Annotated in this window: 10 protein-coding genes; 2 read left to right on the plus strand and 8 right to left on the minus strand. The window is 34.1% G+C overall.

What is annotated here, in order from left to right:
- The 8 genes from porW to ACEN2K_RS01540 form a co-directional block, all read right to left on the minus strand.
- Window positions 1-2,625, minus strand: coding sequence for a type IX secretion system periplasmic lipoprotein PorW/SprE (gene porW / locus ACEN2K_RS01505; RefSeq protein ID WP_441757540.1), 2,625 nt, complete (start codon window positions 2,623-2,625; stop codon window positions 1-3).
- A gap of 230 nt (window positions 2,626-2,855) precedes the next feature.
- Window positions 2,856-3,551: an ABC transporter ATP-binding protein gene (locus ACEN2K_RS01510; protein WP_441757541.1), complete on the minus strand. Its 696-nt coding sequence runs from the start codon at window positions 3,549-3,551 to the stop codon at window positions 2,856-2,858.
- A 48-nt stretch (window positions 3,552-3,599) separates the two neighbouring features.
- Window positions 3,600-5,069 carry a DUF5687 family protein gene (locus ACEN2K_RS01515; protein WP_441757542.1) on the minus strand — a complete coding sequence of 490 codons (1,470 nt, stop codon included), beginning with the start codon at window positions 5,067-5,069 and terminating at the stop codon, window positions 3,600-3,602.
- Window positions 5,070-5,117: 48 nt separating this feature from the next.
- Window positions 5,118-5,825, minus strand: a complete 708-nt coding sequence (locus tag ACEN2K_RS01520) for a hypothetical protein (protein WP_441757543.1) — start codon at window positions 5,823-5,825, stop codon at window positions 5,118-5,120.
- 2 nt (window positions 5,826-5,827) lie between these two features.
- Window positions 5,828-6,496, minus strand: coding sequence for a hypothetical protein (locus tag ACEN2K_RS01525; RefSeq protein ID WP_441757544.1), 669 nt, complete (start codon window positions 6,494-6,496; stop codon window positions 5,828-5,830).
- Between the two features lie 10 nt (window positions 6,497-6,506).
- Window positions 6,507-7,175, minus strand: coding sequence for a hypothetical protein (locus ACEN2K_RS01530; RefSeq protein WP_441757545.1), 669 nt, complete (start codon window positions 7,173-7,175; stop codon window positions 6,507-6,509).
- Window positions 7,176-7,178: 3 nt separating this feature from the next.
- The gene (locus ACEN2K_RS01535) at window positions 7,179-7,832 is read right to left on the minus strand and encodes a hypothetical protein (RefSeq protein ID WP_441757546.1); all 654 of its coding nucleotides are present in this window, start codon (window positions 7,830-7,832) and stop codon (window positions 7,179-7,181) included.
- A gap of 10 nt (window positions 7,833-7,842) precedes the next feature.
- Entirely contained in the window at window positions 7,843-8,184 is a 342-nt protein-coding gene (locus ACEN2K_RS01540; protein WP_441757547.1) for a PadR family transcriptional regulator, read from the minus strand.
- A gap of 128 nt (window positions 8,185-8,312) precedes the next feature.
- Here ACEN2K_RS01540 and ACEN2K_RS01545 point away from each other — a divergent pair, with 128 nt between their 5' ends.
- Both ACEN2K_RS01545 and ACEN2K_RS01550 read left to right on the plus strand, forming a co-directional pair.
- Window positions 8,313-9,365, plus strand: a complete 1,053-nt coding sequence (locus ACEN2K_RS01545; RefSeq protein ID WP_441757548.1) for a 2Fe-2S iron-sulfur cluster-binding protein — start codon at window positions 8,313-8,315, stop codon at window positions 9,363-9,365.
- 486 nt (window positions 9,366-9,851) lie between these two features.
- The gene (locus tag ACEN2K_RS01550; RefSeq protein WP_441757549.1) at window positions 9,852-12,689 is read left to right on the plus strand and encodes a carboxypeptidase-like regulatory domain-containing protein; all 2,838 of its coding nucleotides are present in this window, start codon (window positions 9,852-9,854) and stop codon (window positions 12,687-12,689) included.
- Window positions 12,690-12,699: the final 10 nt, after the last annotated feature.

Below are 12,699 nucleotides of genomic sequence, written 5' to 3' on the forward strand. Positions count from 1 at the left end.
TTATTTTTTTGAAGCTAAGTAAGCGTCAAGATTTTTTTTAATTTGCACTACTTTGTAATTATCATTGCTGATAATGATTGCAGTTTCATTTATTTTATAAGATTTATTTTCTTTCAATATACTACTTATCTGTAACGCCTGTTGTTCAGATGTACTGCCATTAATGGTTAAGAAATGCTCATTAGCTGAATAAGGATCTAAAGAATAACTTATAGAGGATGCAAATTCTGTAGCAAGATATTTTTTAATTTTCTCTTCAATTTCTTTTCTTTTTTGATCGTCTAATGAAGGCATTCTGTACAGGATTTTCCAATTGTGACTATCATTGGTTGTAAAATCCATTTTTTCGAGAAGCGGAATTTGTCTTTCCACTATTTCGTTAGCTTTCTTACCTTCTTCGGTATTGGGATAAGTATCTGCAACAAACTGCAGTGCTTTTTTATAATCGGCAACTCCGTTTAATTTACCCAGTGTATTGGCTTTTAAAAGCTCCAATTTTGAAACGATTTCTTCTCCCGAGAACTGTATAATTAACGGATCAATTTGCTCTAAAACAGCTTTATACTGTTCGTTGGCAAATGACTTATAAATTTTAGCATAAGCATTTTCTGGTGTATCCGCTAAAAGTGGGTCCCCTTGATTTGTGTTAGAAATAATTTGGGCATATCTTGAATTAGGATAAGTAGCCACGATTTTATTTTTTATCTCGGCCGCCTTTTGACTGTCTGTTATTTGGTAAATTTTATATAAGTTGTATAGCGCAGGAAGCACTAATTTTTCCTGAGGATTGTTTTGTAGTAGTTGTTCTAATTTAGTGGTAGCCAACTGATATTCTTTTAATTTTTCTTTATAAATCACTCCTAACTGGTAGTATGCAGCATTACGTTCTTTAGCGATACTGTCAATTTCGAATTGATTTGTTGGCAATTGCTTGATGTAAAAATCAGTAGTATATTCCTCTTTAAATTGATCTCCACTAACGATGCTGTCTAATTCTTGATTGTTATTTAAAGCTACATTATCAGTAGGAAAATTGTTGTTTTTATTAGTTGATAACCTCCAGTTTCCTTCAGAAGAACGATTACCCCAATTCTTTTTAAAAGCTATTTTACCAAAAGATACAGTTGTAGGTGTGTAAAAATAAAATGTACTCACAGCAGGATTGGGAGTGCTCATAGAAGGAGGTAAAGCAGGCGGCCCTTGAATTGTATTCCCCATATCCTGCGGAACTGTCATAGGATTTGCCGTTGTTACTTTATTATTTCGATCAATGTTTTCTTGTTTTTCCTGCTGTTTTTCGGATGCTATTCTTTTAGCCTCATCAAGCTCTTTTAACTTCGAAATATAATTTTCAAAATACAACTGTTTTTCCCCATCTGAAAGTGCAACGAGAGTTAATATACTATCATTTCGAGTAGCAATATCTTCGTACAGAATCACTTCATCCAAGTCTTTGCGTACTTTGTTAATATGAATGTACTCTCGGGTTTTGGGATTTAATTTGACTAAAGTACTGTCATAGTATTTTGCAGCTATAGGGTAGGATGCCTTTTTAAAATACATATTCCCCATGTTTCTATAATTAGAAGCCATCAAATAATCATCTGTGGTTACTTTGTCTAAGGAAGCATTGTAATATTTAAGTGCTTGGTCTTCGTTGTTTTGTTTGTCATAAAAAACACCCATCTGGTAATTTAATACATCTAGAAAAGGTCGGTTTTCACGATCCTCTAATAGTTTTGCGTAGTTTTTTATAAGTGCTGTGGTGTCTCCTTTTTGATAATCAAACAGCTGTGCTATGCGTGCTTGAGATTGGATGACATATTTCCTTTCTGACTTTCTATTCATAGCGATTACAGCATTGTAGCTTTGACGTGCGCTGTCTTTATGACCTAGTTCTTCGTACAGTTGCCCTAGGATGAATCGGTATCGCGCTTTTTGCTCGTTTTTTGTCGAAAATTGCTCTGCTAATTTCAGCTTGCTTATAGCGCTATCTTTTTCTTCTAAGTTTATAAAAGCCTCTGATAAAAGGGCATTAGCATCAGAAAAAACCTGTTTTTTAAGTTGTTTGTCTTTTAATAAACGACTAATGTTGTTGACCACCAAGGCATCATTTCCTAAGCGCATATTCGTTTTTTCGCGCCAAATCTTGGCTTCATAAATTTTGCTGCTGCTCGGGTATTTGTATAAGATAAAATTAAAAGCATCTAAAGCAGGTATGAAGCGTTGGTCGTAATACCTGGCTTTTCCTAGTAGGAGATAGGCCTCATCTATTTGAGAGTTTCTCTCTTTACCCCCAATATTCATTGAATGCTTTTGGATCGCTTTTGTCGCTTTGGTTTCGGCTAGTTCGAAGTCGGTATTTTTTGATTTCGTCTCTTCAGAAAGTTCGTCACTAATTTGCATTTTTTCAATGGGTAAACGCTTCCAGAAATCATCTGTACTATTGCCTTTAATTCCTTCTATACCTTTGTCTAATGCTATTTGACCATTGTATAAGATATTATACTCAGTACTTAAAGCATGGGAATTTCTAGCCAAAAATGTGTTGTTTTTAGTAGAACAGGCTACCAAAAAAAATAAAAATCCACACGGAATTAAAAATCTAGAATTAGGGTTTTTCAATGGTAAACGTTTTTATCATTAAACTTTTAAAAAAGCTTTTTAGTATACTGACTGGTAAAAATACGTTTCTTTTTGAGATAGTGAAAATTATCTCTATTTATTTGGTTTCTGCCTGCATGAGGGATGTAGCGGAAATCCTTTTTTATTTTATTTTTTTAAAATAAAAAAGATTGAGAGTGAAAGCCCGACCACGCTTTTTCTAGCGTGGTCATGCCCTAATACTATTTATTCTAAACGGCAAAAAACAATTCTAATTCTTGTAGTGTTTCGTGCGAAGTTTGAATGTCTTTGACAACCTCTCCTTTGTTCAGTGCTACAATTCGATCGCAAACTTCAACGGTATGCTGCAAATCGTGGCTGGAAACTAAAATGGTTACCTCTGGGTTTTGGGCTAATTCTTTTATGATTCTTTTTAATCTACTTACCGTTGTAGGGTCTAGATTTGCAAAAGGCTCATCTAAGATAACCACTTCTGGGTTACCAATTAAGGTGGCGATAATCCCCACTTTCTTTTGGTTTCCTTTAGATAGATCTCGTAAGTATTTCTTATTATTTAAGATTTCGCCGTTAAAAAACTCTTCGTATTTTGCTAATAAGGCATCAATGTCAGCTTTGTTTTGACCACGTAAATCGCCTATGAAATAAAAATATTCTTCGGGAGTTAAATACCCAATCAAGAAACTTTCGTCAAGAAAAGATGCGGTGAAAGGTTTCCAAGACTCGCTGGTGTTGACTTCTATTTCATTATTGATAATATTTCCTGTTGTAGGTTGGATTAAGTCCAATAACAAGCTGAAAAAAGTAGTTTTTCCGGCTCCATTATTTCCTACTAAGCCAAGGCTTTGTCCTTTAGGGATTTCCAGGGTAGCAATTTTAAGAACAGTGGTAGTATTGTATATTTTTGAAAGATTATTTACTTGTATCATTGTAAAAAGTTTAATCGGTTATGGATTAGTTTAAACGCTTTGTAAAATTTAACTATTTTGCTTGTAGGCTGCTATAGTGGCATATTTTTCCGTTTTATAGATTTTTTCAATAAGGTTAAAGACTTTGTTTTTTAATAATAAACCCAGTAAACCAAAACCCGCTACTAATAACAAACCTACAGTAGCACTAGCATAATGCATCCCAAGCCAATATAATAAAATAGGTAAGCCCAACTGCGGAACGGATATTAGCATGGTTTTAATATTGAATGCTTTCTTGTCTCCAAAAGCTCCTTTGCCAGAACTTAAATCAATAGGTGTTTTAGTATAAGCACCACCTAATAATACTAATTGTGAATTGACACCAATGTTATAAATTCCGCCTACAACGACAGTAAGGTAAACCTGCCATCCAAAATACAAATAGAATGAGGCCAGTATTGTTGTGAAAATTGTTGCTAAAATCATCAACCACCATTTTGAATTCAAATAGCCTTTGTAGGGGATGTTTTGAGTCATCATTAATTGATAATAGGAGCTGTCCCAGCTGGGTACAAATTGCCCAAAGGTGATTAAGAAACCTCCAGAAACAAAGATACCTGCAAAAATATGCATCACGGGAGTATCATACGTTTTAATAGCTCCTGTAAAGAATAATAGTCCGTAGAATAAAAACATCACACTCAGTCCAATGGTAGTTTTAGAGCGCTTGTTTCTTTTGATTAATTTGATGTCGTTTTTAAGGAAGGTTCCAAGTGTTCCAAATTGGTTTAACCAAGTTAACTGTTCTGTTTTAGCAATATCTGTTTTTGAGGACAATCCAGCATCTAGATACAGATTCGATTTGAAATAGGAAAACGTAATATAGTATAAGCTAATAAGTACCAATATCGGAATTAGAAAAGCCCATTTAGTATCAAAAAATGCCGAAAAAACAGGTGTCGAATAATCAGTAATATTGAAAAAACCATAATAGTGTAGTCCGCCTAGCAACGCAGCTATAGCGATAAAAACAGTTAGTAAGTTGTCTTTATTACTCAGTAAAATATTGATAAAATTATTAATATAGACTAATGAACTTACTGATAAAAACCAGAAAATTACCGAAACCACATCATAGCCTTCTTTTAGTAAAATAATACTAAAGGGGATAAATAAGAATGCATGAACAATATTAAAGAAAGAGAGTATCGTTTTTCCTAATGAAAAGTGAACAATAGTGGGTTTGCTAATTTTTAAGATTAGTAACGGACGAATGTTCATCACCGGAATTTTTTGCAATAAAAGGCGCACGATTAAATCTACTAAGAAATAATAAATCAAAAATTTATTAATAGTAGGCAACGGATCCATATTCATTTTTTTGAATATGTAAAAGGCCCCAAAACCCAGCGCTAAAAAAACTAATGTAAAGTAGAGCGCTAAAAAGCCCATTAGTATCTTTAACCCTAAATTTGTGGCAAATGAAGCAGACCGAGTGAAGGCTTTCCATTCGAGGTAAATAAATTTGTAAATCATTGGTTAGGTATTTTGGTTTAACAGTAAGTAATTAGAAACTGGAAAATGTTACAGTTTTTCTAATATATATTCGGGATAAGTGGCTAGTAAATACTCATCTACCTTAGAAGGTATTATTACAAAGATGATAAAAATGGAAATAGCGGTTACTACTAAAAAGGAACTGAGCCCCAGTATCCAATAGTTATTTGATAAAATTACGTTTGAATGATTTAGTAATTGAATGAAAATATTTAAAGGCACAATGAGAGCTGCCGAAAAATCGCCATATTTGTTTATAATCTCTTCAAACAACCATCTCTTTTGTCCTAGCACTGTCTTTTGTTTGCGGTTCTTACGGTTTTGTATCATGTAGTAAAATGCAGTTCCAATCAAAATCACATAAATCCCCAAAAAAATCCATTTACTATAGAAGTCTAGTTTTATAAGATTATAAAGAATTGCAGTTACCGCAATGGTAAAGATAATTTTGGGAATACTAAAAAACCCTTTGAAATGTGTCCAAACTAAACTATTGTATTTTTTTTTCAATACGGCTTGCCTATTCTCTACCACATCCATAAAACCAAAAACACCAAATTTCTGGAATTCAACATTTAAGGCTTCGTCAAAAGTCAATGCTGTATTCTCTTTCATCTGTGCTTCTATCGCATTCGCCAGATGGTCGACCAATTCTGATTGCAGGTCATACCATTCCACATAATGCTGGCGGGTGAACAGATATAGTTGGTCAATTTGTGCTGGGGTTAATTGCATAATTATACTTTAGATAATTTTTTTTCGAATCTCAAATGTTGGAAGCCCACGTTTAAATAAAATCCTGAGATAAACAACCACGTAGTTGGTAACAAAGCGCTCATAAAATGAAAATCGCTAAAATTGCTATATCCTCTAAAATTAAAAATTCCTGTTGCAAGCATAACAAGAGTGATCACTTGTATAAAACCATTTCGATTGAATAAAAAGCTATAAAATGATTTAAATTTAGATTGCCATAATTTATATCTTAAGTAAATAAGTAATATAATCCCCAGTCCGCTGGCCGCTTGAAGTATGCTATTTAATATAAGTAGAACCCCTTGTTGTGGGTTAAATTTGAATATAAAAGTAACAGCAAGAGCAGTAGTACTTCCCAAGCCAAAAGACATCAAAAAAATATGTTTTACCATTTTTAGTGATTTTTGAATGATAATCTTTGGAACAGACTCTGACCAAATCCAAAAAGATGTACTAGCATGTAATTGTCCCTCCCAATTTGAGAACGCTGTTTTTAGGGCATCTTCAAATAGTTCCTCTTTTTCATCGATTGCAAATTCAATCTCTGAGGCTATATGATCTAATAGTTCTATTTTGATATCATCGTACACAAGACCGTTTAAAACTAAGGTTTGTTCTATCGTAGCGATTTGTTGGTTGGTTAGTTTCATTAGAGAAGAATTAAGTGAGTTGGTATTGTTTTTTGATATTGGACACGGACCTTTCATAGATTTGTTTACCCGTAACTAAAAACAATATTCCCAGAACCAAAACGGCGCAAAAAACAAGTCTTAATACATCGTATTGCTCAATCCATTCCTTGAATAAGTTCGTTAAGCTTATTCCAAAATTTAAAAACCCTAATCCTAGTGCTATGGGACTGCTAATTTCAATTTGTAGAAAGCGTTTGCCTTTTATTTTCCTGTTTTTAAAGTAGGAGTAAATAGCAGGAATATATAAAGCCAAGAAAAAACCATAAAGCAGAGCAATAAATTTTACCGGCTTGTCAAAATAAAATGAAGATTTATAAAAAATAATAAGAGTTAGTGCACTTGCAAATATTTTAGGAAACTTTAAATAATCAGCAATCATCTTCCACTGCATCCTTCTAGATTCTTTTTTCAATATTTGCGTGCGTTCTTCTTCAATCGCTTTAAACCCGTTCCTGCCAAATCTTTCTTCAGCATAGTGTTTTACTTGATGAAAAGTTAGTTCAGGATCTGCCTTCCAAAATTCTTCCATACTGTTAATCATATGATCTGTAAGTTCTACTTGCAGTTCATACCATTTAATGTCTTTGGAATTGATGTAATTTTCGACGTAATTGATTTGTTGGTTGGTTAGTTTCATGTTCTATTGAATTGAAAATTTTCTTTGAAATTGTATGTGCTTCATTCCTACATAAATGGTCGAAAGTAAAAACACAAAAAAACAACTTATTGTTGCTACAAATAAATTTTGATTCGTTTGATCCTGAGGAACGCTCGAATTGATAATGATTGATAAAAAAATAATAAGAAGAGTAAAACGGCTGTCAAACAATTGCTTATAGGTAGTAGTGGTTTTAGATTTTAAATTCCATAATTTGATTAAAAGAGCTACAGCTGCAGTTGTACAATAGGTGTAAAACAAGACATCGTTTGCTAATTTCAAATATTGTAATTTTCCTTCTGTGTCATCTACAAATTGTAAACCAATAATTAATAGTAGTGATGATGTTAATGCTAATACTATTTCACTTCTAAGCTGAGTTTTCAATTTACTATGAACTAGTTTAGGATAAGTTGATTGTAATGAGAAAAAGTCTTTTGTTAATTTAAATTCCTCACTCCAGTTTTTAAGAACTTCATTGTAAACTACTTCGAAATCCTTGGCTGTGGATTCCATTTCATTTTCAATTTCAGTAGCAATATGATCTAAAACTTCGAGTTTTATATCGTCAAATTTTATCCCTTTTCCAATTAAAGTTTGATTGATGCATTCTATTTGTTCGGCTGTTAATTGCATGATCTAAAAATTAAAATTCTAAATTAGGTTTTGGGTTCACTAAATTTTGCATGTTTCTAATAAAGTCTTCTAACTCTGATAAACGATTAACAGTTTCCTTCTCTCCTGCTTCGGTTAGTTTGTAATACTTGCGCATGCGGTTATCAACCTTTGCAATTTCGACATCCAGAATTCCTTCTGCCTCCAGTTTATGCAATGCAGGATACAAAGCACCTTCGGTAATATTGAGCTCACCCGCTGTAATGGCCTTTACTTTTTGGGTGATTTCATAACCATACATCTTGCCGTTTTCCTCCAGCAGCTTCATGATAATGGTGTTCAAACTTCCTTTATATAATTGTGAATTTTTCATTTCGATCAAATTTTGAATCACAAATATACATAAGATTCTTATACATAATACTTCTAGGTATATAAAATTTCAATATTTTGATTTAAAGAAACCTAATCTCTTTAGTATATTTGTAAAAAAATTAATCCATGCCTTCATTTTTAAAACTAACCATAAAAGAAGTAAGACGTGAAACTAAAGATGCGGTTTCCATACTTTTTAATGTTCCCGAAGAATTAAAACCCAACTATGATTTTATAGCAGGGCAATACCTTAATATACGACTAACTTTAGACGGTCAAGAAATTAGACGCGCTTACTCTATATGTTCAGCACCGGATAGCGGAGAATTGCGTATTGCCGTTAAAGCAGTGAAAAATGGTGCTTTTTCTCAATTTGCTAATACGAAACTTAAAGCAGGAGATGTGCTAGAAGTAGGTACTCCAGAAGGGAAATTCTCTTTTGAACCTCACGCAGAACGTCAAAAAAATTACGCAGCTTTTGTATCTGGAAGCGGAATTACACCAGTACTTTCAATTATAAAGGACGTGCTTAAAAATGAACCCAAAAGTTCTTTTGTTTTAGTTTATGGGAACAAAACTCCGGAAGAAACCATCTTTCATCAAGAATTACATGATTTGCATTTAAAATATGTAAGCCGCTTTTTTGTGCATTATGTGTATAGCCAAGCAAAAGTGGAAGAGGCTTTATTTGGACGTATTGAGAAATCCACAGTTAACTTTGTTTTGAACAACAAACACGCTGCTTTAGACTTTGATAAGTTCTATTTATGTGGTCCTGAAGCCATGATTGAAACTGTTTCTACCGTTTTAAAAGAAAAAAACATCAAAGAATCAGCAATTAAATTCGAGCTTTTCACCACCACTACTCAAGAGAATGTAATTTCAGAATCGCTAGAAGGCCATTCAAAAATTACAGTTATGGTAGATGATGAAGAGACCACTTTTGATATGTCTCAAAAACAAACTATTCTGGATGCAGCATTAAAACAAGGTATTGATGCTCCTTATTCTTGTCAAGGCGGAATATGCAGTAGCTGTCTTGCTCGTGTGACCGAAGGAACTGCTGAGATGAAGAAAAATGCGATACTTACTGATAAAGAAATTGCAAGCGGATTAATCTTAACCTGTCAAGCACATCCCACATCTGAAAACTTAAGAGTAGATTTTGACGATGTTTAAAATCATTTTTATATTATAAATATTAAAAAGAGTTTGCACTGCAAGCTCTTTTTTTATGTATAACAGTCGCAACGTTGTCATATATTTCTATAATTTATGTGAAAAACAACGTCCATATTAGCCTAAATTCGTTACATGAACAGCAATTATATAGGTGTTTTATCCAGTATTGATTATGTAAAAACCATGCTATTGTATTTTTTTCGGCAACTTAATTTTGGTATCAAAATTTAATTATATTTATGTTTTGAAATCAGTTGCTATTTCCGACTTGCGATTTCTAAATACCACATTATCAGAAAGGCTGTCAAACTGTTCATGACTCGTTTTCCAATTTTCCAAAAACCATTTTATTTTTTACCGCTTTCAGTTTACAATTGAAAGTTGTAGCATTGGACTAAAAATAAATTAATCCCTTATTTCTTGTACACTCACTATTCCTAATCATTAGGAATCAATACCGCTATTTAATATGGAAAGAATTATATGAAACTAAACCTTTTGGCACTTTGCTTTATTTTTCAAATAGGGAGTGTATGGGCACAAAAACTTACAGGAATATCCGGAGTTGTATTGGACTCCAAGGGACAGCGCCCCCTAGCTAATGTTGTTATAACAATACAAAACACCAACTTAATGCAACTTTCTACGATAGAAGGGAAGTTTGAATTTAGTGAGGTACCTACTGGAGACCAGTACCTCCTTTTTAAAAGTCAAGGATTCAAAGAGGCACTAGTTCCTGTTACGATCACGGATAACCAAAATCTCGATCTGGGAATCATTATGCTTGATGAAGATCAACTAGCGGACATGCAAACCGGTATGGTACGGCTGTTTGAAAATGATTTAAGCGAAGACAATAGTGGTTCTGAAAGTACCTCCGGATTATTGCAATCTTCTAAAGATGCTTTTCAGCAAGCTGCGGCTTTTAATTGGGGCCAAGCTCGTTTTAAAATTAGAGGATTAGACAGTGAACAGGCAACCACAATGATTAATGGTGTGCCAATGAATAAATTATATGACGGAAGACCGCAGTGGGGAAATTGGGGCGGACTCAATGATGCCACTAGGAATCAAGAATTTTCAATGGGAACTGCCCCATCAGACTATAGCTTTGGGGGCATTCTAGGAACACAAGAAATCAATACACGCGCGTCTATATATAGAGCTGGAAGCCGAATCACATTTTCAGGAACCAATACAAATTACAGTTGGCGTAGTATGGCGACTTATGCTTCTGGACTTAATTCGCAAGGATGGGCCTATGTGGTTTCTGCAGGAAAACGATGGGCTAATGAAGGTTATTTTGAAGGGACAAACTACGACGGGAACTCTCTTTTTCTCAGTATCGAAAACAAAATTAATGAGCAGCATGCGCTTAATGTGAGTGGTTTCTACACTCCAAATAGTCGTGGCAAAAACTCTCCCAACACTACTGAAGTTAGCCAACTAGCAGGCGAAAAGTACAATTCCTACTGGGGTTTTCAAGATGGGAAAAAGAGAAATTCGAGAATTAAAACAATTGAAGAACCGCTACTCATGCTCAATCACTATTTTAAAATAAATGAGCATACAAATCTCAATTCAAGTCTAATGTATCAATTTGGTAAAATAACCAATAGTACAATAGATTACCAAAACGCCAACAGTCCTGATCCTACTTATTTTAGAAAAATGCCTAGCTATTATACGTCACTTTATGCCAAAGATGATGGAGAATTTTCAGGAGCGTACAGTCCGGATTATGACAATGCTGAAAAGAGTAAGTTGGCTTTTCTTGCCAATAAACAAATTGACTGGGAGGCACTTTACAAAGCTAATCAAACTCCAATTGTTGACGCCGGTGGTGCCATCACAGGCTATGCACCAGCAAAGAGTCATTATGTGGTATATGAAGATCGAACGGGTGACCAAACAATTGTGGCCAATACCAATTTCAATTCCCAACTTAATGATAATCTAATTGTAAATGCAGGTGGAACCTACCAAAGCTTGAAATCTCATAATTATCAAAAGCTAATAGATTTATTGGGTGGAGCTTATTTTGAGGATATTGACGGCTTTTACAGTGGAAATCAAGCACAGTCTGATCTAAATAATCCAAATAGAACGGTTGGCGTTGGTGATGCCTACGGATATAATTATAAGTACGCCGCGACTACTTTTACCTTTTTTAGTCAGTTTAAATTTTCGTACCATACAGTAGATTTTTATGTGGCACAATCATTCTCGAGTACCAACTATCAGCGAGAGGGTTTGTATAAAAACGGTATCTACGAAACAATATCTTTCGGCAAAAGCGAACCCGTAAAGTTTGAAAATTTTGGATTTAAGGGAGGGCTAACCTACAAAATATCAGGAAAACAACTTGTCCTTCTTAACGGAGCACACTTAACGAAAGCACCTAATTTAAGAAACACTTTTCCTAATGCAAGGCTAAACAATGCTATTGTCGACGGATTGCAAAGTGAGAATATAAGTAGTCTGGATGCAAGTTATATTTATCGTTCAGCCAAATTCAAGTCCAGACTTACGGCCTATTATTCAACCATAAAAGACGCTACTCAAACCTCATTCTTTTATGCCGAAGGCATCTTTGATAACGGAGCGGGTTATACCAATACTAATGCCTTTGTTAGTCAGACGCTAACGCATGTAAATAAAAAGAACTTAGGAACGGAGTTGAGTTTAGAATACCAACTTAGCGCAACTTTAAAAAGTAGTTTTTCTGCAGCTTATGGGCAGTTTATATACGATAGCAATCCTAATGTAACGATTAATAATGATGCACTTGCAACGGTGAACAATAGCAAACCTTCCTTCGATTTTGGAACTGCATTTTTGAAAAATTACAAACAAGCGGGTATGCCACAACAAGCCTATAGTTTAGGTTTAGAATATCGTGATCCAAGTTATTGGTGGGTAGGTAGTAACATAAATTATCTAGCAGATAGCTATGTTGATTTTTCTCCTCTATCTAGAACAAATCGCTTTTATACTAATCCGGCAAGTGGCTTTCCATTTCCAGAAGCGTCAGAAGAAAGAGCAGCTGAATTATTACAACAAGAAAAACTAGACGCTTTCTTATTGCTCAATTTCACCACGGGAAAATCATGGCGAGTCAATGGAAAGAATTTAGGAGCATTCGTTAGCGTCAATAATGCCTTAAATACTAAATACAAAACGGGAGGATATGAGCAGGCAAGAAATGCAAATTTCAGACAACTCAATCAAGATGTTTCCAGTGGAAGTCCGTCTTTTGGCAACAAATATTTTTATGGCTACGGCAGGACATATTTTGCCAATATTTATATCAATTTATAATTACAAAATA

This window comes from Flavobacterium sp. W21_SRS_FM3 (genome assembly GCF_052113625.1).
GTDB lineage: Bacteria > Bacteroidota > Bacteroidia > Flavobacteriales > Flavobacteriaceae > Flavobacterium.